Below are 26,472 nucleotides of genomic sequence, written 5' to 3' on the forward strand. Positions count from 1 at the left end.
GTACGGCCAGCTCCAGAACCGTCCCCGGCCGCATGGATCCGGTGAAGTGCAGGTGCAGATGGGCTTTCGGCAGCTCAGAGACATCACGTACACGCTCCATTCCAGGATCCTGCCGTACGTCACGGGCGTCCCGGTACCGCTTTCCCCTTTAGTGGTCTTGCTCGCACAAAAAATGGGGCCCCCTCACGCGAGGGGACCCCATTTTTTTGTGCGAGCTAGGGCGATCTCAGTCGCGCGCCTCCGCCAGCAGCTTCTGGATCCGCGAGACGCCCTCGACGAGATCCTCGTCACCCAGCGCGTACGACAGCCGCAGATAACCCGGAGTGCCGAAGGCCTCGCCCGGGACGACCGCGACCTCGGCCTCCTCCAGGATCAGCGCGGCCAGCTCGACCGTGTCCTGCGGCCGCTTGCCGCGGATCTCCTTGCCGAGCAGGGCCTTGACCGACGGGTACGCGTAGAAGGCGCCCTCGGGCTCCGGGCAGAGCACGCCGTCGATCTCGTTGAGCATGCGGACGATCGTCTTGCGGCGGCGGTCGAAGGCCGTGCGCATCTGAGCCACCGCGTCGAGGTTGCCGGAGACCGCGGCGAGGGCCGCGACCTGGGCGACGTTCGAGACGTTGGACGTGGCGTGCGACTGGAGGTTGGTCGCGGCCTTGACGACGTCCTTCGGACCGATGATCCAGCCCACCCGCCAGCCCGTCATGGCGTACGTCTTGGCGACACCGTTGACGACGACGCACTTGTCGCGCAGCTCGGGCAGGAGCGCGGGCAGCGACACGGACACCGCGTCGCCGTAGACGAGGTGCTCGTAGATCTCGTCCGTCAGCACCCACAGGCCGTGCTCGACGGCCCAGCGGCCGATCGCCTCGGTCTCGGCCTCGCTGTAGACGGCGCCGGTCGGGTTGGAGGGGGAGACGAAGAGGACGACCTTCGTCTTCTCGGTGCGGGCCGCCTCCAGCTGCTCGACGGAGACCCGGTAGCCGGTCGTCTCGTCGGCGACGACCTCCACCGGGACACCGCCGGCCAGCCGGATCGACTCCGGGTAGGTCGTCCAGTACGGCGCCGGGACGATGACCTCGTCGCCCGGGTCGAGGATCGCGGCGAAGGCCTCGTAGATCGCCTGCTTGCCGCCGTTGGTCACCAGGATCTGGGACGCGTCGACCTCGTAGCCGGAGTCGCGCAGCGTCTTCGCGGCGATCGCGGCCTTCAGCTCGGGCAGCCCGCCGGCCGGCGTGTAGCGGTGGTACTTCGGGTTCGAGCAGGCCTCGATCGCGGCCTGGACGATGTAGTCCGGGGTAGGGAAGTCCGGTTCACCGGCGCCGAAGCCGATCACCGGCCGCCCCGCGGCCTTGAGGGCCTTGGCCTTGGCGTCCACGGCGAGGGTGGCGGACTCGGAGATCGCGCCGACTCGGGCGGAGACACGGCGCTCGGTGGGAGGGGTTGCAGGGCTCATGGGGCCCATCGTTCCAGACCGGAAACTCCCCCGGCACACGGGTTTCACAGACTGAACAACGACTGAACAACCGTCCGGATTCACCTCGCACGCTGGGCGATCTTCCTCCCCCAAGCCCCGTACGGGCACTTTCTGTTCGACGGAGGGCTGTGGACCACGTACACTCTCACCTCGTTGGCCTTCAGCAGCCGCCGTCCAGGTGCACACCGAGCACCCGGTCGGATGCGGTACGTTGGGGGGCACACAAAGGGTCGTAGCTCAATTGGTAGAGCACCGGTCTCCAAAACCGGCGGTTGGGGGTTCAAGTCCCTCCGGCCCTGCTACACACACCTTCGCCAGGATGTGTGCGCATGTACGTACAGCAATGCACCGCCGTGCGGCTCCAACCGGGCGCGGCACGGCCACGACCCGGGAACAGGTGAGGACGAATGGCGGATGCCGTGGGCTCCATCGACACGCCTGGCGCCCAGGACGAAGTGCCGGACACCAAGAAGAAGGTCCGCAAGGGCGGCAAGCGTGCCAAGAAGGGCCCGCTGAAGCGTCTTGCCACCTTCTACCGGCAGATCGTCGCAGAACTCCGCAAGGTCGTCTGGCCGTCGCGGAACCAGCTGACGACGTACACGACCGTGGTGATCGTCTTCGTTCTCGTCATGATCGGCCTGGTGACCGTGATTGACTATGGACTCAACCACGCCGCCAAGTACGTATTCGGCTGAGCACAGAGCGAAGGGCGCCGCGGTTACCGGCGCCCCTTTTCGCATGTTCCACCCCTTGTATCCAGGAAGAAGCAGCCACCGTGTCTGACCAGAACCTGAACGACGCCATCGAGCCCGACGAGTCTGTCGACGACGAGCTCGACATCGTCGAGGGCGCGGACGAGGACCCGGACGAGGTCGAGGCTGCCGACGCCGAGGCCGGCGAGCCCGCCGAGGAAGCCGCCCTCCACGTCGAGGACGAGGACGCAGAGGACGCCGAAGACGAGTCCGGTGGCGACATCGAGGCCGTCGAGGACGAGTCCGGTGGCGACATCGAGGCCGTCGAGGACGCCGAAGAGGCGGAAGCCGAGGAGGAGCCGGCCGAGCCGGTCGACCCCGTCGCCGCCCTCCGCGAGGAACTGCGGACCCTGCCCGGCGAGTGGTACGTCATCCACACCTACGCCGGTTACGAGAACCGCGTGAAGACCAACCTCGAGCAGCGTGCCGTCTCGCTGAACGTCGAGGACTTCATCTTCCAGGCCGAGGTGCCGCAGGAAGAGGTCGCGCAGATCAAGAACGGCGAGCGCAAGACCATCCGCCAGAACAAGCTCCCCGGCTATGTGCTGGTGCGCATGGACCTGACGAACGAGTCCTGGGGCGTCGTCCGCAACACCCCCGGCGTCACCGGCTTCGTGGGCAACGCCTACGACCCGTACCCGCTGACCCTGGACGAGATCGTCAAGATGCTCGCCCCGGAGGCCGAGGAGAAGGCCGCCCGCGAGGCCGCCGAGGCCGAGGGCAAGCCGGCTCCGCAGCGCAAGGTCGAGGTCCAGGTGCTGGACTTCGAGGTCGGCGACTCGGTCACCGTCACCGACGGCCCGTTCGCCACGCTGCAGGCCACGATCAACGAGATCAACGCCGACTCGAAGAAGGTCAAGGGCCTCGTCGAGATCTTCGGCCGCGAGACCCCGGTCGAGCTGAGCTTCGACCAGATCCAGAAGAACTAGCTTCTTCCGGACAGAGCTTCCGACCAGGTCAGGCGGGCTGTCACAGCTCGCCTGACCTGCTCGGTTTTTGGCCGCGCATCTATACCCGCTATCGTTGTGCGGTATGCCTGCGTTCGGGTGGTCCCCGTAGGCAGGCAGGACCCGAATCGAAAGGACCCGGAGAGCTATGCCTCCCAAGAAGAAGAAGGTCACGGGGCTCATCAAGCTCCAGATCAACGCCGGTGCGGCGAACCCCGCCCCGCCGGTCGGCCCCGCGCTCGGTCAGCACGGCGTCAACATCATGGAGTTCTGCAAGGCCTACAACGCCGCGACCGAGTCGCAGCGTGGCTGGGTCATCCCGGTGGAGATCACGGTCTACGAGGACCGCTCCTTCACCTTCATCACCAAGACCCCGCCGGCCGCGAAGATGATCCTCAAGGCCGCGGGCGTGGAGAAGGGCTCCGGCGAGCCGCACAAGACCAAGGTCGCCAAGATCACCCAGGCGCAGGTCCGTGAGATCGCCACGACCAAGCTCCCCGACCTGAACGCCAACGACCTGGACGCCGCGTCCAAGATCATCGCTGGCACCGCCCGCTCCATGGGCATCACGGTCGAGGGCTGATCCCCACCCCCCCCGTACACCAAGCAGAAGTGGCAGGGCCTGCTCGGCCCGTACCACGACTCCTTTCAGAACACACAGGAGCAGTTGTGAGCAAGCGCAGCAAGGCCCTTCGCGCTGCGGACGAGAAGATCGACCGGGAGAAGCTGTACGCCCCGCTCGAGGCCGTCCGTCTCGCCAAGGAGACCTCCACGTCGAAGTTCGACGGCACCGTCGAGGTCGCCTTCCGTCTGGGTGTCGACCCGCGCAAGGCGGACCAGATGGTCCGTGGCACCGTGAACCTCCCGCACGGCACCGGTAAGACCGCCCGGGTCCTGGTCTTCGCGACCGGTGACCGTGCCGAGGCCGCTCGTGCCGCGGGCGCCGACATCGTCGGCGCCGACGAGCTCATCGACGAGGTGTCGAAGGGCCGTCTGGACTTCGACGCCGTCGTCGCCACCCCGGACCTCATGGGCAAGGTCGGCCGCCTCGGCCGCGTGCTCGGTCCCCGTGGCCTCATGCCGAACCCCAAGACCGGCACCGTCACCCCCGATGTCACCAAGGCTGTCAACGACATCAAGGGCGGCAAGATCGAGTTCCGCGTCGACAAGCACTCGAACCTGCACTTCATCATCGGCAAGACGTCGTTCGACGACACCAAGCTGGTGGAGAACTACGGCGCGGCGCTGGAGGAGATCCTCCGTCTGAAGCCGTCCGCCGCCAAGGGCCGGTACATCAAGAAGGCCGCCATCAGCACCACGATGGGCCCCGGCATTCCGCTGGACTCCAACCGCACCCGCAACCTCCTCGTCGAGGAGGACCCGGCCGCGGTCTGAGCCACCGGCAGGTTCCACGGGCCCCAGCACCTTCCGAGGTGCGGGGCCCGTTCCCATGTGCGGGGAGCGTGCTCTGAGTTAGCGTGCGAGCAGGGCACCTGCACCAGGGGGACGCATGAAGAGGACGACGGTCCGGCTCACCACGGCCGCCGCACTGGTGGGACTCGCCGCCTGTACGTCCTCCGGTTCCGCCGACCGGCCGGAGAAGGCGAAGCCCACGGCCCCGGCCCCCGCCTCCCTCCCCGCCCTGCGCACCGCCGAGCACTCCACCGAGCGGGCCCGGACCGCCCGGGTGAGGTCCACCACCGTGATGGGCACCCAGCTGTCCCTCACGGCCGACGGCGTCCTCGCCTGGCGCGGCTCCCTCTCCGGCGCCCTCACCATCGACTACACCGGCGGCACCGCGGCCGAGACGATGCGCGGTCTCGGCGTCACCTCCATGCAGGCCCGCTACCTCTCCGACGCCTACTACGCGCGCATGGGCGACACCTTCGCCGCGAAAACGGGCGGCAAGCACTGGCTCAGGTACGCCTACGACGACCTGAAGACCCTCGGCGGCGGCGCCGACCTCGCCGACCAGATGCGCTCCACCACCCCCGACCAGTCGGTGCGGCTGCTGCTGGACTCCGACGACGTGCGCGCGCTCGGCCGGGAGACCGTGGACGGCCAGAGCACCACGCACTACACCGGCACCGTGGACGTCGAGAACGTCACCGACACCGGGCTCCGCCGGCGCCTCCAGGACGCCGAGGTCACCGCCGAGACCGTCGACATCTGGGTCAACGAGAAGGACCTGCTGGTCAAGAAGGTCGAAAAGACCAGCACGGCGAACGGCAGGGTGACCCAGACCGCCCACTACAGCGACTACGGCGTCAAGGTCGCCGTACAGAAGCCGCCGGCCGCGGACACCGAGGACTTCAAGACCCTCCTGTCACAGTCGAGCACCAACCCGACCTGAGCCGTGGGGAATTCACGGACCCCTCGCGCCCCTCTCGGTTAAGCTCGCGGTCTTGCTGTGAATCGACCATGTGTTCCTTGGGGGGAATCAATGGCTACTTCTGTACGCCGTTCCGCGCGCCGCCGGACCATCGGCGCCGGGCTCGCCGCCGTGGCCCTCGCCGCGGGTGCGGTGAGCTGTTCCAAGGGGGGCGAGGAATCGCCGAAGATGACGCCCGCGGCGGCGGTCGCCAAGGCGGCGAAGAACACGGAGGAGATCACCTCCTTCCGCTACCGCATGAAGGGCGAGATCCCCCAGCAGGGGCAGGTCCAGGCCGAGGCCTCCATGCGGACCAAGCCCGACATCGCGATGAGCATGAAGATGACGTCGCTCAAGGAGGGCTCCGCCGAGATCCGGCTCGTCGACAAGGCCATGTACATCGGCGGCAACGCCGACCTGGCCAAGGAGATGGACGGCAAGAAGTGGATGAAGTTCGACCTGTCCGGGCTCGGCAAGGACGGTCTCGGCGGGGCCGCGCCTGGCGCCGGCCAGGCCGACCAGAACCCGGCCAGCATGTCCGCGTTCCTCAACGGCGCCAAGGACGTGAAGAAGGTCGGCACCGAGACGGTCGACGGCGTCAAGACGACCCACTACGCGGGTGATGTCACCCTCGCCGAGATCCAGGCCTCCTTCAAGGACGCGGACAAGTCCGTGGTGGAGCAGCGCAAGAAGAGCCTTGAGCAGTTCCAGAAGCTGGGCCTGGACAAGTTCACGATGGACATGTGGGTCGACGGCGAGGACCACGCCAAGCAGTTCCGCATGCGGGGCGCCGCCGACAAGGGCAAGCTCGACCTGACCTTCACCTTCCTCGACTACAACAAGCCGGTGACCGTCACGGCGCCGCCCGCCAAGGACACCGCGGACCTGGCCGAGATGATGAAGGAACTCCAGAACAGCTGAACGTCGTAGGACCGGATTTGCTTGACAGGGATCCGGTCACGTACGCTCCTACAGAAGCCAAAGACCGCTGGTCGTTGCCGTGTCCTCGTAAGAGGGGGCGGTGGCCGAAGGATCCGCTGAAAACTGCGGACGACCCGCGCAGGTGACCGTGGAACTGTTCCCAGGATCGCGTCAGTGATTCCGGTAGAGCTACGCCCCGTGCGCCTGCGCCGGGGCGTTTCGTTTTGTGCAGCCCCTTCCGAGCGGTCCTCATCACCCGGAAGGAGGCCGACGCTCTATGGCAAGGCCCGACAAGGCTGCCGCGGTAGCCGAGCTGACGGAGCAGTTCCGCAGCTCGAACGCCGCCGTGCTGACCGAGTACCGGGGTCTCACCGTGGCGCAGCTCAAGACGCTGCGTCGTTCGCTCGGTGAAGACGCCCAGTACGCCGTGGTGAAGAACACGCTGACCAAGATCGCGGCCAACGAGGCCGGGATCTCGACGCTCGACGACCTGTTCAACGGTCCGACAGCGGTTGCCTTCATCACCGGTGACCCGGTGACGTCGGCGAAGGGTCTTCGTGACTTCGCCAAGGACAACCCGAACCTCGTCATCAAGGGCGGTGTCCTTGACGGCAAGGCGCTGTCCGCCGATGAGATCAAGAAGCTCGCGGACCTCGAGTCCCGCGAGGTTCTGCTCGCCAAGCTGGCGGGCGCCTTCAAGGGCAAGCAGACTCAGGCTGCTCAGGTCTTCCAGGCGCTCCCGTCGAAGCTCGTCCGCACCGTGGACGCGCTTCGCGCCAAGCAGGACGAGCAGGGCGGTGCCGAGTAACTCGGCTCGCGCATTGATCCACGCCGCCTGAGGCGCGGGTCGCAGCGGGCCGTAAGTACGCCCGCCGTATCGATACAACCGGCACCTGCCGACATTAGTGGAAGGATCGCCCCTCATGGCGAAGCTCAGCCAGGAAGACCTGCTCGCGCAGTTCGAGGAGATGACCCTCATCGAGCTCTCCGAGTTCGTGAAGGCCTTCGAGGACAAGTTCGACGTCACCGCCGCCGCGGCCGTCGCCGCCGCCCCGGTCGGCCCGTCCGCCGCTGCCCCGGTCGAGGAGGAGAAGGACGAGTTCGACGTCATCCTCACCGGTGCCGGCGAGAAGAAGATCCAGGTCATCAAGGTCGTGCGTGAGCTGACCTCCCTGGGTCTGAAGGAGGCCAAGGACCTCGTGGACGGCGCCCCGAAGCCCGTCCTCGAGAAGGTCGCCAAGGACGCCGCCGAGAAGGCCGCCGAGTCCCTCAAGGGCGCCGGCGCCTCCGTCGAGGTCAAGTAACACCCCACAGGTCTCCATGGGCCTGTAACGCGCAAGCACCGAAGAGCGATCATCCATCCGGGTGGTCGCTCTTCGGCGTTCCTGGAGGCGCGGTCACGGTTGCCTTGCGGCCTCGTGGGCGAGGGGTATGGTGATCTTCGTCGTGTCTCCCGGAACCTCAGGTTCCGGCAGGGGGGCCTTGACGAACCGCACGCAGCGCGCAATTCTCAGGACGCGTCGCCAGAACGGTCCGAATCCGAGGCATGGATCGGCGACGAAGAGGGCAGTATCAACGTGCGTTGAGGGCACCATGACGAGGACGTTGAGGGCAGCGAGAGTTTTTGAAGACTGGGCAGAAAAGCAGGGCTGGACATCAGTGCGCCAAGTGGCTACACTGACCCTTTGCGCTGCCTGTTAGCTGTCCCCTGCCCGTCACCAGGGGTCTGCCCTCGCCTCAGCACCGATGACCGGACATCTCCGACCTGGCCTCTTGGCCGAATCGGAGAAACCTGTCTCTGTGCCGCGGAGGAGGGCCCGGGGAGCGCGTAGTGAGTCCGAGCCCTCGGAAGGACCCCCTCTTGGCCGCCTCGCGCACTGCCTCGACCGCGAATACGAACAACGCCGCCAGCACCGCCCCGCTGCGCATCTCTTTTGCAAAGATCAAGGAGCCTCTCGAGGTTCCCAACCTGCTCGCGCTGCAGACCGAGAGCTTTGACTGGCTGCTCGGGAACTCCGCCTGGCAGAGTCGGGTCGAGGAGGCTCTTGAGTCCGGTCAGGACGTCCCCACCAAGTCCGGTCTGGAGGAGATCTTCGAGGAGATCTCCCCGATCGAGGACTTCTCCGGGTCGATGTCGCTGACGTTCCGCGACCACCGTTTCGAGCCGCCGAAGAACAGCATCGACGAGTGCAAGGAGCGCGACTTCACGTACGCGGCTCCGCTCTTCGTGACGGCCGAATTCACCAACAACGAGACCGGCGAGATCAAGTCCCAGACGGTCTTCATGGGCGACTTCCCGCTCATGACGGGCAAGGGCACCTTCGTCATCAACGGCACCGAGCGTGTCGTGGTGTCCCAGCTGGTCCGCTCGCCGGGTGTCTACTTCGACTCCTCCATCGACAAGACGTCCGACAAGGACATCTTCTCGGCCAAGATCATCCCGTCCCGGGGTGCCTGGCTGGAGATGGAGATCGACAAGCGCGACATGGTCGGTGTCCGCATCGACCGCAAGCGCAAGCAGTCCGTCACCGTGCTCCTGAAGGCTCTCGGGTGGACCACCGAGCAGATCCTGGAGGAGTTCGGCGAGTACGAGTCGATGCGCGCCACCCTGGAGAAGGACCACACCCAGGGCCAGGACGACGCGCTGCTCGACATCTACCGCAAGCTGCGTCCGGGCGAGCCCCCCACCCGTGAGGCCGCCCAGACTCTTCTGGAGAACCTCTACTTCAACCCCAAGCGTTACGACCTCGCCAAGGTCGGCCGCTACAAGGTCAACAAGAAGCTGGGTGCGGACGCTCCGCTGGACGCGGGCATCCTGACCGTCGAGGACATCATCTCGACGATCAAGTACCTGGTGAAGCTGCACGCGGGCGAGACCGAGACGGTCGGCGACAGCGGTGGCAGCATCGTCGTCGAGACCGACGACATCGACCACTTCGGCAACCGTCGTCTGCGCAGCGTCGGCGAGCTCATCCAGAACCAGGTCCGTACGGGTCTGGCTCGTATGGAGCGCGTCGTGCGTGAGCGCATGACGACCCAGGACGTCGAGGCGATCACGCCGCAGACCCTGATCAACATCCGGCCGGTCGTCGCCTCCATCAAGGAGTTCTTCGGCACCAGCCAGCTGTCGCAGTTCATGGACCAGAACAACCCGCTGTCGGGTCTCACCCACAAGCGCCGCCTGTCGGCTCTTGGCCCGGGTGGTCTCTCCCGTGAGCGGGCCGGCTTCGAGGTCCGTGACGTGCACCCGTCCCACTACGGACGCATGTGCCCGATCGAGACGCCCGAAGGCCCGAACATCGGTCTGATCGGTTCGCTCGCCTCCTACGGCCGCGTCAACGCGTTCGGCTTCGTGGAGACGCCCTACCGCCGGGTCACCGACGGTGTCGTCACCGACGAGGTGGACTACCTGACGGCCGACGAGGAGGACCGCTTCGTCATCGCGCAGGCCAACGCCACGCTCAACGACGACATGCGGTTCGAGGAGTCCCGGGTCCTGGTCCGCCGTCGTGGCGGCGAGGTCGACTACGTCCCCGGTGACGACGTCGACTACATGGACGTCTCGCCGCGCCAGATGGTGTCGGTCGCGACCGCCATGATCCCGTTCCTCGAGCACGACGACGCCAACCGTGCCCTCATGGGCGCGAACATGATGCGCCAGGCCGTCCCGCTCATCAAGAGCGAGGCCCCGCTCGTCGGCACCGGCATGGAGTACCGCTCCGCAGTCGACGCCGGCGACGTGGTCAAGGCCGAGAAGGACGGTGTGGTCCAGGAGGTCTCCGCGGACTACATCACCACCGCCAACGACGACGGCACGTACATCACGTACCGCCTCGCCAAGTTCTCGCGCTCCAACCAGGGCACCTCGGTGAACCAGAAGGTCATCGTCAACGAGGGCGACCGGATCATCACCGGTCAGGTCCTCGCCGACGGTCCGGCCACCGAGAACGGCGAGATGGCGCTGGGCAAGAACCTGCTCGTGGCGTTCATGCCGTGGGAGGGTCACAACTACGAGGACGCGATCATCCTGTCGCAGCGCCTCGTGCAGGACGACGTCCTCTCCTCGATCCACATCGAGGAGCACGAGGTCGACGCCCGTGACACCAAGCTCGGCCCCGAGGAGATCACCCGGGACATCCCGAACGTCTCCGAGGAGGTCCTCGCCGACCTCGACGAGCGCGGCATCATCCGTATCGGTGCCGAGGTCGTCGCCGGTGACATCCTCGTCGGCAAGGTCACGCCCAAGGGTGAGACCGAGCTGACGCCGGAGGAGCGCCTGCTGCGCGCGATCTTCGGTGAGAAGGCCCGTGAGGTCCGTGACACCTCGCTGAAGGTGCCGCACGGCGAGATCGGCAAGGTCATCGGCGTCCGCGTCTTCGACCGTGAAGAGGGCGACGAGCTGCCGCCGGGCGTGAACCAGCTGGTTCGTGTCTACGTGGCGCAGAAGCGCAAGATCACGGACGGTGACAAGCTCGCCGGCCGGCACGGCAACAAGGGTGTCATCTCCAAGATCCTGCCCATCGAGGACATGCCGTTCCTCGAGGACGGGACCCCGGTCGACATCATCCTCAACCCGCTCGGTGTGCCGTCCCGAATGAACCCGGGACAGGTCCTGGAGATCCACCTCGGCTGGCTCGCCAGCCGCGGCTGGGACGTCTCCGGCCTCGGCGAGGACTGGGCCAAGCGCCTGCAGGTCATCGGTGCCGACCAGGTCGACCCGGGCACCAACGTCGCCACCCCCGTCTTCGACGGTGCGCGTGAGGACGAGCTCGCGGGTCTGCTGCAGCACACCATCCCGAACCGCGACGGTGAGCGCATGGTGCAGCCCACCGGTAAGGCGAGGATGTTCGACGGCCGCTCCGGCGAGCCGTTCCCGGAGCCGATCTCGGTCGGCTACATGTACATCCTCAAGCTCCACCACCTGGTCGACGACAAGCTGCACGCGCGTTCGACCGGTCCGTACTCGATGATCACCCAGCAGCCGCTGGGTGGTAAGGCCCAGTTCGGTGGCCAGCGCTTCGGTGAGATGGAGGTGTGGGCGCTGGAGGCATACGGCGCCGCGTACGCCCTCCAGGAGCTGCTGACCATCAAGTCCGACGACGTCACCGGCCGCGTGAAGGTCTACGAGGCCATCGTCAAGGGCGAGAACATCCCCGAGCCCGGCATCCCCGAGTCCTTCAAGGTGCTCATCAAGGAGATGCAGTCCCTGTGCCTCAACGTGGAGGTGCTGTCCTCGGACGGCATGTCCATCGAGATGCGCGACACCGACGAGGACGTCTTCCGCGCGGCGGAAGAGCTCGGCATCGACCTGTCCCGGCGCGAGCCGAGCAGCGTCGAAGAGGTCTGACGGGAGTCCGGCCGGAGGACCTGGTGAGGACCTCCGGCCGGCCCCTGGACCCCCGTTTCAGACCCCTAAGACTTACAACCCTGAGAGGGATTGACGCATAGTGCTCGACGTCAACTTCTTCGATGAGCTCCGGATCGGTCTGGCCACCGCTGACGACATCCGTCAGTGGAGCCACGGCGAGGTCAAGAAGCCCGAGACCATCAACTACCGCACCCTCAAGCCCGAAAAGGACGGACTCTTCTGCGAGAAGATCTTCGGTCCGACCCGGGACTGGGAGTGCTACTGCGGCAAGTACAAGCGTGTCCGGTTCAAGGGCATCATCTGTGAGCGCTGCGGCGTCGAGGTCACTCGCGCCAAGGTGCGTCGTGAGCGGATGGGCCACATCGAACTGGCCGCCCCCGTCACGCACATCTGGTACTTCAAGGGCGTCCCGTCGCGCCTTGGCTACCTGCTCGACCTCGCCCCGAAGGACCTCGAGAAGGTCATCTACTTCGCGGCGTACATGATCACGTTCGTCGACGAGGAGCGCCGCACGCGTGACCTGCCCTCCCTGGAGGCGCACGTCTCCGTGGAGCGTCAGCAGGTCGAGAACCGTCGCGACGCCGACCTCGAGGCCCGCGCCAAGAAGCTGGAAAGCGACCTGGCCGAGCTGGAGGCCGAGGGCGCCAAGGCCGACGTGCGCCGCAAGGTGCGCGAGGGCGCCGAGCGTGAGATGAAGCAGCTGCGCGACCGTGCGCAGCGCGAGATCGACCGTCTCGACGAGGTGTGGACCCGCTTCAAGAACCTCAAGGTCCAGGACCTCGAAGGTGACGAGCTGCTCTACCGCGAGCTGCGTGACCGCTTCGGCACGTACTTCGACGGTTCGATGGGTGCCGCGGCGCTGCAGAAGCGCCTGGAGTCCTTCGACCTCGACGAGGAGGCCGAGCGTCTCCGCGAGATCATCCGTACCGGCAAGGGCCAGAAGAAGACCCGTGCGCTGAAGCGGCTGAAGGTCGTGTCTGCCTTCCTGCAGACCTCCAACAGCCCCAAGGGCATGGTCCTCGACTGCGTCCCGGTCATCCCGCCGGACCTCCGCCCGATGGTGCAGCTGGACGGTGGCCGCTTCGCGACCTCCGACCTGAACGACCTGTACCGCCGTGTGATCAACCGCAACAACCGTCTGAAGAGGCTCCTCGACCTCGGCGCGCCCGAGATCATCGTCAACAACGAGAAGCGCATGCTTCAGGAGGCTGTTGACGCCCTCTTCGACAACGGTCGTCGTGGTCGTCCGGTCACCGGTCCCGGCAACCGCCCGCTGAAGTCCCTCAGCGACATGCTGAAGGGCAAGCAGGGTCGTTTCCGTCAGAACCTGCTCGGCAAGCGTGTGGACTACTCCGCGCGTTCCGTGATCGTCGTCGGTCCGCAGCTCAAGCTGCACCAGTGCGGTCTGCCGAAGGCGATGGCGCTGGAGCTGTTCAAGCCGTTCGTGATGAAGCGCCTGGTGGACCTGAACCACGCGCAGAACATCAAGAGCGCCAAGCGCATGGTGGAGCGCGGCCGCACGGTCGTGTACGACGTCCTCGAAGAGGTCATCGCCGAGCACCCGGTTCTGCTGAACCGTGCGCCCACCCTGCACCGCCTCGGCATCCAGGCCTTCGAGCCGCAGCTGGTCGAGGGCAAGGCCATCCAGATCCACCCGCTCGTCTGCACCGCGTTCAACGCGGACTTCGACGGCGACCAGATGGCCGTACACCTTCCGCTGTCCGCGGAGGCGCAGGCCGAGGCCCGCATCCTGATGCTGTCCTCGAACAACATCCTCAAGCCCGCCGACGGCCGTCCGGTGACGATGCCGACCCAGGACATGGTCCTCGGTCTGTTCTTCCTCACCACCGACGGCGAGCTGCGTGACACCAAGGGCGAGGGCCGCGCGTTCGGCTCCACGGCCGAGGCGATCATGGCGTTCGACGCCGGCGAGCTGGCGCTGCAGTCGCCGATCGACATCCGCTTCCCGGTGGGCACCATCCCGCCGCGTGGCTGGACGCCGCCGGCGCAGGAGGAGGGCGAGCCCGAGTGGCAGCAGGGGGACACCTTCCGCCTGCGCACCACCCTGGGCCGCGCGCTCTTCAACGAGCTGCTGCCCGAGGACTACCCGTTCGTCGACTACTCGGTGGGCAAGAAGCAGCTCTCCGAGATCGTCAACGACCTGGCCGAGCGCTACCCCAAGGTCATCGTGGCGGCGACGCTCGACAACCTGAAGGCGGCGGGCTTCTACTGGGCGACCCGTTCCGGTGTCACCGTGGCCATCTCCGACGTCGTCGTTCCCGAGGCGAAGAAGGAGATCGTCAAGGGCTACGAGGCGCAGGACGAGAAGGTCCAGAAGCAGTACGAGCGCGGTCTGATCACCAAGGAAGAGCGCACGCAGGAGCTCATCGCGATCTGGACCAAGGCGACCAACGAGGTCGCCGAGGCGATGAACGCGAACTTCCCCAAGACGAACCCCATCTTCATGATGGTTGACTCGGGTGCCCGAGGAAACATGATGCAGATGCGGCAGATCGCCGGTATGCGTGGTCTGGTGTCGAACGCCAAGAACGAGACGATTCCGCGTCCGATCAAGGCGTCCTTCCGTGAGGGCCTGTCCGTGCTGGAGTACTTCATCTCCACGCACGGTGCCCGTAAGGGTCTGGCGGACACCGCCCTGCGTACCGCCGACTCGGGTTACCTGACCCGTCGTCTGGTGGACGTCTCGCAGGACGTCATCATCCGCGAGGAGGACTGCGGCACCGACCGCGGCCTCAAGCTCAAGATCGCGGAGGTCGGCGCGGACGGCGTGCTGCGCAAGGCGGACGACGTCGAGACCAGCGTGTACGCACGTGCGCTGGCCGAGGACATCACGGTCGACGGAAAGGTGCTGGCCCCGGCCAACACCGACCTCGGCGACGTCCTCATCGACGAGCTCGTCCGGCACGGCGTCTCCACGGTCAAGACCCGCTCGGTCCTGACCTGCGAGTCCGCCGTCGGCACCTGCGCCATGTGCTACGGCCGCTCGCTGGCCACCGGCAAGCTGGTCGACATCGGTGAGGCGGTCGGCATCATCGCCGCCCAGTCCATCGGTGAGCCCGGTACCCAGCTGACGATGCGTACCTTCCACACCGGTGGTGTGGCCGGTGACGACATCACCCAGGGTCTGCCGCGTGTCGTCGAGCTCTTCGAGGCCCGTACCCCGAAGGGTGTCGCCCCGATCTCCGAGGCCCAGGGCCGCGTGCGGATCGAGGAGACCGAGAAGACCAAGAAGATCGTCATCACGCCGGACGACGGCAGCGACGAGACGGCGTTCCCGATCTCGAAGCGCGCCCGACTCCTGGTCAGCGAGGGCGAGCACGTCGAGGTGGGCCAGAAGCTCACCGTGGGTGCCACCAACCCGCACGACGTGCTGCGCATCCTGGGTCAGCGTGCCGTCCAGGTCCACCTGGTCGGCGAGGTCCAGAAGGTCTACAACTCGCAGGGTGTGTCGATCCACGACAAGCACATCGAGATCATCATCCGGCAGATGCTGCGCCGTGTGACGATCATCGAGTCCGGCGACGCCGAGCTGCTGCCCGGCGAGCTGGTCGAGCGCTCGAAGTTCGAGACCGAGAACCGTCGTGTGGTCCAGGAGGGCGGTCACCCGGCCTCCGGTCGTCCGCAGCTGATGGGTATCACCAAGGCCTCGCTGGCGACGGAATCCTGGCTGTCGGCCGCCTCCTTCCAGGAGACGACCCGAGTCCTGACGGACGCGGCGATCAACGCCAAGTCCGACAGCCTCATCGGCCTCAAGGAGAACGTCATCATCGGTAAGCTCATCCCGGCCGGTACGGGTCTGTCCCGCTACCGCAACATCCGGGTCGAGCCGACCGAGGAGGCCAAGGCCGCGATGTACTCGGCCGTCGGCTACGACGACATCGACTACTCGCCGTTCGGCACGGGGTCCGGCCAGGCTGTTCCGCTGGAGGACTACGACTACGGGCCGTACAACCAGTAATCGGGTTGCTTGAGTCGGAGGGCGGTCACCCTGTGGGGTGGCCGCCCTCCGGCGTGCTCGGGCGGTATCCAGGTGCCTCGGGGCTGGGCCGGCCGGGGGTTTCCCGCTGGAGATGCGGGAACCTGTCCCGGTATCGCAGCGTTGGAGCATCATGGAGGCATTCGACCGCCCAGGGGGTGCTCCTGTGTCGCAACCGTCATGGCAACCGTGGCAGGGCAAGGACGAGTCGCCGTCAGGGCCGGGAAGAGACGGCCCCCTGGCGGGGCCCTGGTCCGGCGCGGGCGCCCCTGTGGCCCGTCCCTGGCCCCCGTATGCCGCCCCACAGCCCGCCGGCTCCGCCATGCTCGCCTCCCACGCCGACCGCGAGCGGGCCGTCGATGTGCTGCGGGCCGGGTACGGGGAGGGGCGGCTGGAGAAGGCGGAGTTCGACAAGCGGGTGGAGCGGGCGTACGGCGCGCGTACCGTCGGGGAGCTGGCGCTGCTGGTGTCCGACCTGCCGCTGGGGCCCATGCCGCATCCTGTGCCCGTCACGGCCGTACCGCGGACGTTCCTGCCCGCCCCGCGGCCGCGGGCCAACGGGAAGGCGGTCGGAGCCGCCGTGTGCGGGCTGCTGTGCGTGCCGACCTTCGGGTTCACCGGGATTCCGGCGGTGATCCTCGGACACGCGGCGCGGGCCGAGATCGAGCGGACCGGAGAGGGCGGCGACGGGCTCGCGCTGACCGGGCTCGTGTTCGGCTGGCTGTCGATCGCCGCGTGGTCGGTCGTGATGACGCTGCTGATCGCGGTGGGCCTCGCCTCCGGGTGAGCACCGCGAGGAGACGCCGCTCGCGCGTGTGCACCATGTGAAATCGAAGATCATCCACGGCGTAGGGGCTTGACACCGGCCGCACCGAGAGGTTGCGCTCGTCCATCTGTTTTGACCGCAGCGAATCAGCTGGGTACGCTCAGACCTTGTGCCTGGGGTGTGCCCTGGCTCCCGTGCGTGCCTTCAACCGCATAGGGGGAGTCGTAAGCGGCCACCGTAATCTGCGCCCTTTTCGCCTTGCGGCGGGAGTCCGCGGCTTCGACACACCCGACCGCGTGGGTCGGCGATGTTCCAGGTTAGCTTCACACTCGGCACACAGAAACCGGAGAAGTAGTGCCTACGATCCAGCAGCTGGTCCGGAAGGGCCGGCAGGACAAGGTCGAGAAGAACAAGACGCCCGCGCTCGAGGGTTCGCCCCAGCGCCGTGGCGTCTGCACGCGCGTGTTCACGACCACCCCGAAGAAGCCGAACTCGGCCCTGCGTAAGGTCGCGCGTGTGCGTCTGACCAGCGGGATCGAGGTCACTGCTTACATTCCGGGTGAGGGACACAACCTGCAGGAGCACTCCATCGTGCTCGTGCGCGGCGGCCGTGTGAAGGACCTGCCCGGTGTTCGCTACAAGATCATCCGTGGTTCGCTCGACACCCAGGGTGTCAAGAACCGCAAGCAGGCCCGCAGCCGCTACGGCGCCAAGAAGGAGAAGTAAGAATGCCTCGTAAGGGCCCCGCCCCGAAGCGCCCGGTCATCATCGACCCGGTCTACGGTTCTCCTCTTGTCACCTCGCTGATCAACAAGGTGCTGCTGAACGGCAAGCGCTCCACCGCCGAGCGCATCGTGTACGGCGCCATGGAGGGCCTGCGCGAGAAGACCAGCAACGACCCGGTCATCACGCTGAAGCGCGCGCTGGAGAACATCAAGCCCACGCTTGAGGTCAAGTCCCGCCGTGTCGGTGGCGCCACCTACCAGGTGCCGGTCGAGGTCAAGCCCGGCCGCGCCAACACGCTGGCGCTGCGCTGGCTGGTCGGTTACTCCCGCGCCCGTCGCGAGAAGACCATGACCGAGCGTCTGCTCAACGAGCTTCTCGACGCTTCGAACGGCCTCGGTGCGGCCGTCAAGAAGCGCGAGGACACCCACAAGATGGCCGAGTCCAACAAGGCCTTCGCGCACTACCGCTGGTAGTCGCAGACCCCATCGAGACCGAGAGAAGACTGAAGCCTTATGGCTACCACTTCACTTGACCTGGCCAAGGTCCGCAACATCGGGATCATGGCCCACATCGACGCGGGCAAGACGACCACCACCGAGCGGATCCTCTTCTACACCGGCGTCAGCTACAAGATCGGTGAGGTCCACGACGGCGCCGCCACCATGGACTGGATGGAGCAGGAGCAGGAGCGTGGCATCACGATCACCTCTGCTGCCACCACCTGTCACTGGCCGCTCGAGGACGACGACTACACGATCAACATCATCGACACCCCCGGGCACGTCGACTTCACGGTCGAGGTGGAGCGTTCGCTCCGCGTCCTCGACGGTGCCGTCACGGTGTTCGACGGTGTCGCGGGTGTCGAGCCGCAGTCCGAGACGGTGTGGCGTCAGGCCGACCGTTACGGCGTGCCGCGCATCTGCTTCGTGAACAAGCTGGACCGTACCGGCGCCGAGTTCCACCGCTGTGTGGACATGATCTCGGACCGTCTGGGCGCCGTCCCGCTCGTCATGCAGCTGCCGATCGGCGCCGAGATGGACTTCAAGGGCGTTGTGGACCTGGTCCGCATGAAGGCGCTCGTGTGGTCCGCCGAGGCGGCGAAGGGCGAGATGTACGACGTCGTCGACATCCCGGCCACGCACACCGAGGCTGCCGAGGAGTACCGCGGCAAGCTGGTCGAGGCCGTCGCGGAGAACGACGACGAGATCATGGAGCTGTTCCTGGAGGGCCAGGAGCCCACCGAGGAGCAGCTGTACGCCGCGATCCGTCGCATCACCATCGCGTCCGGCAAGTCCGACGGCGTCACCGTCACCCCGGTGTTCTGTGGCACCGCGTTCAAGAACAAGGGCGTTCAGCCCCTGCTCGACGCGGTCGTGCGCTACCTGCCGACCCCGCTCGACGTCGAGGCCATCGAGGGCCACGACGTGAAGGACCCCGAGCTGGTCGTCAAGCGCAAGCCGTCCGACGACGAGCCGCTGTCCGCGCTGGCGTTCAAGATCATGAGCGACCCGCACCTGGGCAAGCTCACCTTCGTCCGGATCTACTCCGGTCGCCTGGAGTCCGGCTCCGCGGTGCTGAACTCCGTCAAGGGCAAGAAGGAGCGCATCGGCAAGATCTACCGCATGCACGCGAACAAGCGTGAGGAGATCGAGTCGGTGGGCGCCGGCGACATCGTCGCCGTCATGGGCCTCAAGCAGACCACCACCGGTGAGACGCTGAGCGACGACAAGAACCCGGTCATCCTGGAGTCCATGGACTTCCCGGCGCCGGTGATCCAGGTCGCCATCGAGCCCAAGTCCAAGGGTGACCAGGAGAAGCTGGGTGTCGCCATCCAGCGTCTCGCGGAGGAGGACCCCTCCTTCCAGGTCCACTCGGACGAGGAGACCGGCCAGACCATCATCGGTGGTATGGGCGAGCTGCACCTCGAGGTGCTGGTCGACCGTATGCGCCGTGAGTTCAAGGTCGAGGCCAACGTCGGCAAGCCGCAGGTCGCCTACCGCGAGACGATCCGCAAGGCCGTCGAGCGCGTCGACTACACGCACAAGAAGCAGACTGGTGGAACCGGCCAGTTCGCCAAGGTGCAGATCGCGATCGAGCCGATCGAGAGCGGCGACGCCTCGTACGAGTTCGTGAACAAGGTGACCGGTGGCCGTATCCCGAAGGAGTACATCCCTTCGGTGGACGCCGGTGCGCAGGAGGCTATGCAGTTCGGCATCCTCGCCGGGTACGAGATGACGGGCGTTCGCGTCACGCTTCTCGACGGTGCCTACCACGAGGTCGACTCCTCCGAGCTCGCGTTCAAGATCGCCGGCTCGCAGGCCTTCAAGGAGGCCGCGCGCAAGGCAAGCCCCGTGCTGCTCGAGCCGATGATGGCCGTCGAGGTCACCACGCCCGAGGACTACATGGGTGAGGTCATCGGCGACATCAACTCCCGCCGTGGTCAGATCCAGGCCATGGAGGAGCGGGCCGGTGCCCGCGTCGTGAAGGGCCTCGTGCCCCTCTCGGAGATGTTCGGCTACGTCGGAGACCTCCGCAGCAAGACATCGGGTCGCGCTAGCTACTCGATGCAGTTCGACTCCTACGCCGAGGTTCCGCGGAACGTCGCCGAGGAGATCATCGCGAAGGCCAAGGGCGAGTAACGCACCGCGTTCGCACGCTTTAGGCTTGACTCCGGAGCCCGGAGGGGCATTCACCCGCGTTTGTGGGGGAGTGCCCCCGGGCCGAGGCTTTCCAGCAAAGATCACCTGGCGCCGATGAAGCAAGGCGTTCAGAACCACTCCACAGGAGGACCCCGTGGCGAAGGCGAAGTTCGAGCGGACTAAGCCCCACGTCAACATCGGCACCATTGGTCACATCGACCACGGTAAGACGACCCTTACGGCCGCCATTACCAAGGTGCTGCACGACGCGTACCCGGACCTGAACGAGGCCTCGGCCTTCGACCAGATCGACAAGGCTCCCGAGGAGCGCCAGCGCGGTATCACCATCTCGATCGCGCACGTCGAGTACCAGACCGAGACGCGTCACTACGCCCACGTCGACTGCCCCGGTCACGCGGACTACATCAAGAACATGATCACGGGTGCGGCGCAGATGGACGGCGCCATCCTCGTGGTCGCCGCCACCGACGGCCCGATGCCGCAGACCAAGGAGCACGTGCTCCTGGCCCGCCAGGTCGGTGTTCCCTACATCGTCGTCGCCCTGAACAAGGCCGACATGGTGGACGACGAGGAGATCCTGGAGCTCGTCGAGCTCGAGGTTCGTGAGCTGCTCTCCGAGTACGAGTTCCCGGGCGACGACCTGCCGGTCGTCAAGGTCTCGGCGCTCAAGGCGCTCGAGGGCGACAAGGAATGGGGCCAGACGGTCCTCGACCTGATGGCCGCCGTCGACGAGGCGATCCCGCAGCCCGAGCGTGACGTCGACAAGCCGTTCCTGATGCCGATCGAGGACGTCTTCACGATCACCGGTCGTGGCACCGTCGTCACCGGTCGTATCGAGCGTGGTGTCCTGAAGGTCAACGAGACCGTCGACATCATCGGCATCAAGACCGAGAAGACCACCACCACGGTCACCGGCATCGAGATGTTCCGCAAGCTGCTCGACGAGGGCCAGGCCGGTGAGAACGTCGGTCTGCTGCTTCGTGGCATCAAGCGCGAGGACGTCGAGCGCGGCCAGGTCATCATCAAGCCGGGTTCGGTCACGCCGCACACCCAGTTCGAGGCCCAGGCCTACATCCTGTCCAAGGACGAGGGTGGCCGCCACACGCCGTTCTTCAACAACTACCGTCCGCAGTTCTACTTCCGGACGACGGACGTGACCGGCGTGGTGACCCTCCCCGAGGGCACCGAGATGGTCATGCCGGGTGACAACACCGAGATGAAGGTGGAGCTCATCCAGCCCGTCGCCATGGAAGAGGGCCTGAAGTTCGCCATCCGTGAGGGTGGCCGGACGGTCGGCGCCGGCCAGGTCACCAAGATCACTGTCTGATCTCGGCCCGGTCGGGTCTCTGACCCGGTAGGTCTCTGAAGGGGCCCGTACGACTTCGGTCGTACGGGCCCCTTCGCATTCCTTCGCAGGACGTCAGGTGAAGTCCGGGGGAACTCTGTGCAGCGCACGCTGTGGCGTGCTTGTGCGGGTCGTAGCCTGAGGCGTCCGGTGGCCGCTTCCGGCCCGGATTCCCTCGCGAGGACGGACGGACACGCAGGTGTCGATGCAGGGCGCGGAGAGCAGAAGGTCGTTACCGCGACGGGTCGTCGGCGGCCTGCAGCAGCCGCTTGGGCCCGTCTTGTCGGACCCCGCCCGGCGCCCCGTCGTACGCGACCGCGCCGGCCGTCGGCTGTACGCCATCGACGGCATCCGGCTCCTCGCCGCCCTGATGGTCGCCGTGCACCACTACGCCGGCACCCGCCGCGTCGACCAGCCGGGCAACCGCGTCTGGGACCGCCCGGTCTCCGACGTCATGCCGACGGTCTTCCGGTTCGCCTCCTACGGCTGGATCGGCGTCGAGATCTTCTTCGTGATCAGCGGCTTCGTGATCTGCATGTCCTGCTGGGGCCGTACCCCCCGCCAGTTCTTCACGTCACGGGTGATCCGGCTGTACCCGGCGTACTGGTTCGCCATCGTCTTCACCACGGCCGTCCTGCTGGCCCTGCCGGGCGTGTGGGACCGCCTGCGCACGCGCGACGTACTCCTCAACTTCACGATGCTCCAGTCCGGTTCGGGCGTGCCGAACGTCGACGGCGTCTACTGGACCCTCTGGTCGGAACTCCGCTTCTACATCCTCTTCCTGGTGGTCGTGTGGAGCGGCCTGACCTACCGCAAGGTCGTCGTCTTCTGCTGTGTGTGGGGCGCCGCCGCCATGCTCGCCCCGATCTCGAAGCTCCCCCTCCTGGAACTGGTCGCCAACCCGGAGGGCGCCTGGTACTTCATCGCGGGCCTCGCCCTCTACCTGATGCACCGCTTCGGCCAGGACCTGCTGCTGTGGGGCATCCTCGCGATGGCCTGGCTGATGGGCCAGCGCGAACTCGGCATCAGGATCGACGAGGTCGAGCGTGTGTCGGGCTGGCGGGGGAGCGTGCTGATCTTCACCGTGTTCCTGCTCGCCATGGTCGCCATCGCCCTCGGCGCCACGGATTGCGTCCGCTGGAAGTGGCTGGTGACGGCGGGGGCGCTGACGTATCCCCTCTACCTGACGCACTACGCGGCCGGCACGGCGGTCATCAACCGCCTGCGCGACACCATGGACGCCCGTCTGCTGGTCGCCGCCGTCGTCGCCGGGTTCCTGCTGCTGAGCTGGCTGGTGCACCGGTTCGTGGAACGGCCGGTGGCACGGCTGCTGAAGCGGGGCCTGGACACGTCGTTCGCCCGGCTCAGGAACGCCGGGACCTGAATCCCGTACGACGGCCCCGGCATCTGAGTACGAACGCTCATGCGACCGAGCGCTCCCGGGCGCTGTCATGGACCCATGCCGGAACTCACCCTCGACGACGACCGCGCCACCCGCGCCTGGGTCGCCCCGCTGCTCTCGACGCTCCTCACCCTGCCCGCGTGTCTGTTCACCTACGTCGTCGGCGGCCTCTCCGCGATGGCCTGCGACTCCTGCGCGGCCACCGAGGCCCACCGTTTCGATTCGAGCTTCGGTCTCGCCTTCCCGGTGCTGCTCGGGGGCCTGGGCGTCGTCCTGTTCCTGCTGGCCGCCGGATGGGCCCTGCCGTGGGAACGCGGCAACACGGCCCGCCGGACGGGCCTCGCACTGGCGGCCCCGGCGCTGGTGCCGGTCGTGTACGTGGTGTTCGCGGCGCTGGTGGACTGGCCGTAGCCCAAGCGAACGTCATGATCAGGTCATGGGATAGTCTGCGCGGTTCCTGTCCCGCACCACGAAAGAGGTGGCAATGACCACTGGCAGACGCGCGGCCACCGGGATCGCGCTCGCGGGGGCCCTGGCCCTCACCCTCCTGAACGCCCCGGCGGCCCAGGCCCAGGACACCGGCATCACGGTGTCCGACATCGTGATCAACAAGGGCAAGCCGATCGTCGTCGGCACGACCAAGCCGGTCGAGCCGTCCATCACCTTCAAGATCACCCTGCCGTCCGGGTACAGCACGAGCGACCCGTTCCGGTACGACGCGTTCCCCTTCCTCTACCGCGGAGATCTCAAGCACGCGGCCGACACCGGGGACAACTACATCGGTCCGGGCGGCTACACCTGCTACGAGCGCAGCGACAAGAAGGCCGACTGCGAGGGATCCCTCTACATCGACCCTCATCCGAGTCGGGACCACGTCGACTCCAACAGTGATGCCACCACCTGGAAGACCGGCGTGACCCTGCGCCTGTTCAAGGCCAGCGGGAGCCTCGCGGCCGAGGAGCACGAGTCCCGGTCCCTGACCGTCCGGCTGAAGCGGACCGCGAACGTCACCGTGAACGCCGCGCCGGAGCCGGTCGTCAAGGGCAGGCAGATCACCGTCACCGGCAAGCTCACCCGCGCGGACTGGGCGACCAAGAAGTACGGGGCCTACGGCGGCCGTTCGGTCAGCCTGCAGTTCCGTGAGACGGGCACCAGCTCCTTCGTCACGGTCAAGAAGGTCACGTCAAGCAGCACCGGCGCCCTGAAGACCACGGTCACCGCCTCGAAGGACGGCACCTGGCGCTGGTCGTACGGGGGCAACGACACGACGGGGGCCGCGACCAGCGGCGGGGACCACGTCGACGTGCGTTGACGTCGCCGACCGGAGCCTGGACCGAGTTGCCGGGAGGGGGCGGCTACGCGGGCGGTGCCGTGTCGCTGACCAGGTGCAGGGTGGGGGGCGGGGCGAACTCGCCGATTTGGAGTGCCGCCTCCCGCCAGTGCGCGATGAGTTCGAGGATGCCCTCGCTGTCCTGACGGTAGCCAGGCGGCGGCATGTGCGGGGCGGTCGGCCAGATGATGGTGGCGGCGAACCGGACCGCGTGCATGGCGGCGCTCACGCACGGGTCGACGAACCCGCCCTCCAGGCGCCGGAGCGTGTCGAGCCGGGCGGCGGTGTCGAGGAGCAAGTACTCCTCGCAGTGCTCGGCCGGCATCCCAGTGCCGTCGTCCTGGACAGGGATCCTGTCCACCCCACCCAGGTCGTTGCGTTCCAAGGTGACGACGACGTGTTCGGCATCGGCGTCCACGGCGTTCCAGATCAGTTCTTCGACAGCGCCGACAGGATCCCGAAGCCGGGCCGGCTCGGCGACGTGCTCACGACTGGTCTCGAGCCGCACCTTGACCATGGCTGGGGGCCTCCCCTGACCGGGACGGCCAGTGCCCCGAACGCCGAGTTGGTTTGACCTACGTCACTCTCGGGGTAAGGTCTCCGGCTCGATTGGCCAGGCCCCCGCCCCGTATGGCAGACTAGCGGGGTTGCTCGGTCGAGTGTTGATGCTGCGCGCCTCCCGCCGGGAGGACCGGAAGCGAGTCCCACAGTACTCGTCGTTCCAACTGCCGTAAGGCAGCGCTGGGACGGACGTACGGGAATCTTTCGGGAAGTGTCAGTGCGGCGCCGACCAGGCACCCGGTGAACTTCTTTCTCAGGCAAAAGATGTTCGGACAAGGGACATCTGTGTCGGTGAGAGTGCGACACACCCGACCGCGTGGGTCGGAGAAGGTCAAGGGAACACCGGGTTCCAGAGCTGTAGAGAGACAGGACTAACGAGTAGCCATGGCGGGACAGAAGATCCGCATCCGGCTCAAGGCCTACGACCACGAGGTCATCGACAGCTCGGCGAAGAAGATCGTCGAGACGGTGACGCGTACTGGTGCGTCGGTCGCGGGCCCGGTGCCGCTGCCCACTGAGAAGAACGTGTACTGCGTCATCAAGTCGCCGCACAAGTACAAGGACTCGCGCGAGCACTTCGAGATGCGCACGCACAAGCGTCTGATCGACATCCTCGACCCGACCCCCAAGACCGTTGACTCTCTGATGCGACTCGACCTCCCGGCCGGTGTCGACATCGAGATCAAGCTCTGAGGCCGGTGATCTGAAAGATGGCTAAGCAGATCAAGGGCATCCTGGGCGAGAAGCTCGGCATGACGCAGGTGTGGGACGAGAACAACCGTGTTGTTCCGGTCACCGTCGTCAAGGCCGGCCCCAATGTCGTGACCCAGGTCCGTACGAACGACGCCGACGGCTACGAGTCCGTCCAGATCGCGTTCGGCGAGATCGACCCGCGCAAGGTGAACAAGCCCCTCAAGGGCCACTTCGCCAAGGCCGACGTCACTCCCCGCCGCCACCTCGTCGAGATCCGTACCGCTGACGCCAGCGAGTACACCCTCGGCCAGGAGATCACCGCTGAGGTGTTCGAGGCCGGCATCAAGGTCGACGTGACCGGCAAGAGCAAGGGCAAGGGCTTCGCCGGTGTCATGAAGCGTCACAACTTCAAGGGCCTCGGCGCCGGTCACGGCACCCAGCGCAAGCACCGCTCTCCCGGTTCCATCGGTGGCTGTGCCACCCCGGGCCGCGTGTTCAAGGGCCTCCGCATGGCGGGTCGTATGGGCAACGAGCGGGTCACCACCCAGAACCTGACCGTTCACGCCGTTGACGCGGAGAAGGGCCTGCTGCTCATCAAGGGCGCGGTTCCTGGTCCGAACGGCGGCCTCGTCCTGGTCCGCACCGCGGCCAAGGGGGCCTGAGGACTATGAGCACCATTGACATTCTGTCGCCCTCCGGCGACACCGCCGGGACCGTAGAGCTCCCGGCCGAGATCTTCGACGTCGAGAAGATCAGCATCCCGCTGCTTCACCAGGTCGTCGTCGCGCAGCTGGCCGCCGCCCGTCAGGGCACGCACAAGGTCAAGCGTCGTGGCGAGGTCCGCGGTGGCGGCAAGAAGCCGTACCGTCAGAAGGGCACCGGCCGCGCCCGTCAGGGCTCGACCCGTGCGCCGCAGTTCGCCGGCGGTGGCGTCGTTCACGGCCCCACCCCGCGTGACTACTCGCAGCGGACCCCGAAGAAGATGAAGGCCGCGGCCCTGCGCCACGCCCTCACCGACCGGGCCCGCAACAACCGCATCCACGTCGTCTCCGGCGTCGGGGGGGGGGGGGGGCCCCCCCACGAAGCCGCCCACGCAAACAAACCCCACAAAAACGGCCGCCCGAAACAACAGGGACGGGAAAGACCCGCCCCACATGCC

23 protein-coding genes and 1 tRNA gene are annotated in these 26,472 nt (G+C 66.8%); 22 read left to right on the plus strand and 2 right to left on the minus strand.

Annotation, left to right across the window (positions count from 1 at the left end):
- Positions 1–226: 226 nt before the first annotated feature.
- Entirely contained in the window at positions 227–1,453 is a 1,227-nt protein-coding gene (locus ACFVYN_RS26580) for a pyridoxal phosphate-dependent aminotransferase (RefSeq protein ID WP_390002527.1), read from the minus strand.
- Positions 1,454–1,700: 247 nt separating this feature from the next.
- Between ACFVYN_RS26580 and ACFVYN_RS26585 the strand changes: the two genes are divergently transcribed.
- The 19 genes from ACFVYN_RS26585 (at position 1,701) to ACFVYN_RS26675 (ending at position 24,041) form a co-directional block, all read left to right on the plus strand.
- Positions 1,701–1,773: transfer RNA gene (locus ACFVYN_RS26585), tRNA-Trp, on the plus strand.
- Positions 1,774–1,881: 108 nt separating this feature from the next.
- A complete protein-coding gene (gene secE, locus ACFVYN_RS26590; protein WP_352389252.1) occupies positions 1,882–2,169 on the plus strand; it encodes a preprotein translocase subunit SecE in 288 nt (95 codons plus the stop codon).
- Between the two features lie 80 nt (positions 2,170–2,249).
- Positions 2,250–3,155 carry a transcription termination/antitermination protein NusG gene (gene nusG, locus ACFVYN_RS26595; protein ID WP_390002530.1) on the plus strand — a complete coding sequence of 302 codons (906 nt, stop codon included), beginning with the start codon at positions 2,250–2,252 and terminating at the stop codon, positions 3,153–3,155.
- 166 nt (positions 3,156–3,321) lie between these two features.
- A complete protein-coding gene (gene rplK / locus ACFVYN_RS26600) occupies positions 3,322–3,756 on the plus strand; it encodes a 50S ribosomal protein L11 (RefSeq protein WP_006383482.1) in 435 nt (144 codons plus the stop codon).
- Between the two features lie 86 nt (positions 3,757–3,842).
- A complete protein-coding gene (rplA, locus tag ACFVYN_RS26605) occupies positions 3,843–4,568 on the plus strand; it encodes a 50S ribosomal protein L1 (RefSeq protein WP_007384045.1) in 726 nt (241 codons plus the stop codon).
- 115 nt (positions 4,569–4,683) lie between these two features.
- Positions 4,684–5,526, plus strand: a complete 843-nt coding sequence (locus tag ACFVYN_RS26610; RefSeq protein WP_390002533.1) for an LppX_LprAFG lipoprotein — start codon at positions 4,684–4,686, stop codon at positions 5,524–5,526.
- A gap of 90 nt (positions 5,527–5,616) precedes the next feature.
- Complete coding sequence (locus tag ACFVYN_RS26615; RefSeq protein WP_390002536.1) at positions 5,617–6,465, plus strand: DUF1396 domain-containing protein; 849 nt, start codon at positions 5,617–5,619, stop codon at positions 6,463–6,465.
- A gap of 277 nt (positions 6,466–6,742) precedes the next feature.
- Entirely contained in the window at positions 6,743–7,273 is a 531-nt protein-coding gene (gene rplJ / locus ACFVYN_RS26620; RefSeq protein ID WP_007384048.1) for a 50S ribosomal protein L10, read from the plus strand.
- Between the two features lie 115 nt (positions 7,274–7,388).
- Positions 7,389–7,769 carry a 50S ribosomal protein L7/L12 gene (gene rplL / locus ACFVYN_RS26625; protein WP_390002539.1) on the plus strand — a complete coding sequence of 127 codons (381 nt, stop codon included), beginning with the start codon at positions 7,389–7,391 and terminating at the stop codon, positions 7,767–7,769.
- Positions 7,770–8,326: 557 nt separating this feature from the next.
- The gene (gene rpoB, locus ACFVYN_RS26630; RefSeq protein WP_390002542.1) at positions 8,327–11,812 is read left to right on the plus strand and encodes a DNA-directed RNA polymerase subunit beta; all 3,486 of its coding nucleotides are present in this window, start codon (positions 8,327–8,329) and stop codon (positions 11,810–11,812) included.
- Between the two features lie 100 nt (positions 11,813–11,912).
- Positions 11,913–15,812 (plus strand): DNA-directed RNA polymerase subunit beta', encoded by a 3,900-nt coding sequence (locus tag ACFVYN_RS26635; protein WP_390002544.1) that lies wholly within the window; start codon positions 11,913–11,915, stop codon positions 15,810–15,812.
- 256 nt (positions 15,813–16,068) lie between these two features.
- On the plus strand, positions 16,069–16,617 hold the full coding sequence (locus ACFVYN_RS26640) for a DUF1707 and DUF4190 domain-containing protein (protein WP_390002640.1): 549 nt from the start codon (positions 16,069–16,071) through the stop codon (positions 16,615–16,617).
- Positions 16,618–16,950: 333 nt separating this feature from the next.
- Positions 16,951–17,322, plus strand: coding sequence for a 30S ribosomal protein S12 (rpsL, locus tag ACFVYN_RS26645; RefSeq protein WP_003948652.1), 372 nt, complete (start codon positions 16,951–16,953; stop codon positions 17,320–17,322).
- A gap of 2 nt (positions 17,323–17,324) precedes the next feature.
- Entirely contained in the window at positions 17,325–17,795 is a 471-nt protein-coding gene (gene rpsG / locus ACFVYN_RS26650; protein WP_007384059.1) for a 30S ribosomal protein S7, read from the plus strand.
- A 39-nt stretch (positions 17,796–17,834) separates the two neighbouring features.
- Positions 17,835–19,961 carry an elongation factor G gene (gene fusA, locus ACFVYN_RS26655; RefSeq protein ID WP_352389242.1) on the plus strand — a complete coding sequence of 709 codons (2,127 nt, stop codon included), beginning with the start codon at positions 17,835–17,837 and terminating at the stop codon, positions 19,959–19,961.
- Positions 19,962–20,115: 154 nt separating this feature from the next.
- Positions 20,116–21,309, plus strand: coding sequence for an elongation factor Tu (gene tuf, locus ACFVYN_RS26660; protein ID WP_390002547.1), 1,194 nt, complete (start codon positions 20,116–20,118; stop codon positions 21,307–21,309).
- Between the two features lie 217 nt (positions 21,310–21,526).
- Positions 21,527–22,711 carry an acyltransferase family protein gene (locus ACFVYN_RS26665; RefSeq protein WP_390002550.1) on the plus strand — a complete coding sequence of 395 codons (1,185 nt, stop codon included), beginning with the start codon at positions 21,527–21,529 and terminating at the stop codon, positions 22,709–22,711.
- A gap of 75 nt (positions 22,712–22,786) precedes the next feature.
- Entirely contained in the window at positions 22,787–23,140 is a 354-nt protein-coding gene (locus ACFVYN_RS26670) for a hypothetical protein (protein ID WP_390002552.1), read from the plus strand.
- A gap of 73 nt (positions 23,141–23,213) precedes the next feature.
- Positions 23,214–24,041, plus strand: coding sequence for a hypothetical protein (locus ACFVYN_RS26675; protein WP_390002554.1), 828 nt, complete (start codon positions 23,214–23,216; stop codon positions 24,039–24,041).
- A gap of 43 nt (positions 24,042–24,084) precedes the next feature.
- Here ACFVYN_RS26675 and ACFVYN_RS26680 read toward each other — a convergent pair whose 3' ends face one another.
- On the minus strand, positions 24,085–24,576 hold the full coding sequence (locus ACFVYN_RS26680) for an ATP-binding protein (protein WP_390002557.1): 492 nt from the start codon (positions 24,574–24,576) through the stop codon (positions 24,085–24,087).
- A 428-nt stretch (positions 24,577–25,004) separates the two neighbouring features.
- On the opposite strand from ACFVYN_RS26680, the gene rpsJ reads away from it, so the two are divergent.
- The 3 genes from rpsJ to rplD all read left to right on the plus strand — a co-directional run.
- Positions 25,005–25,313, plus strand: coding sequence for a 30S ribosomal protein S10 (gene rpsJ, locus ACFVYN_RS26685; protein WP_003948644.1), 309 nt, complete (start codon positions 25,005–25,007; stop codon positions 25,311–25,313).
- A gap of 17 nt (positions 25,314–25,330) precedes the next feature.
- Entirely contained in the window at positions 25,331–25,975 is a 645-nt protein-coding gene (gene rplC, locus ACFVYN_RS26690) for a 50S ribosomal protein L3 (RefSeq protein WP_007384065.1), read from the plus strand.
- 5 nt (positions 25,976–25,980) lie between these two features.
- A partial coding sequence (gene rplD, locus ACFVYN_RS26695; RefSeq protein ID WP_390002560.1) for a 50S ribosomal protein L4 occupies positions 25,981–26,472 on the plus strand: 492 nt, incomplete at its 3' end.

The sequence above is a fragment of the Streptomyces sp. NPDC058307 genome (genome assembly GCF_042880295.1).
Classification (GTDB): Bacteria; Actinomycetota; Actinomycetes; order Streptomycetales; family Streptomycetaceae; genus Streptomyces.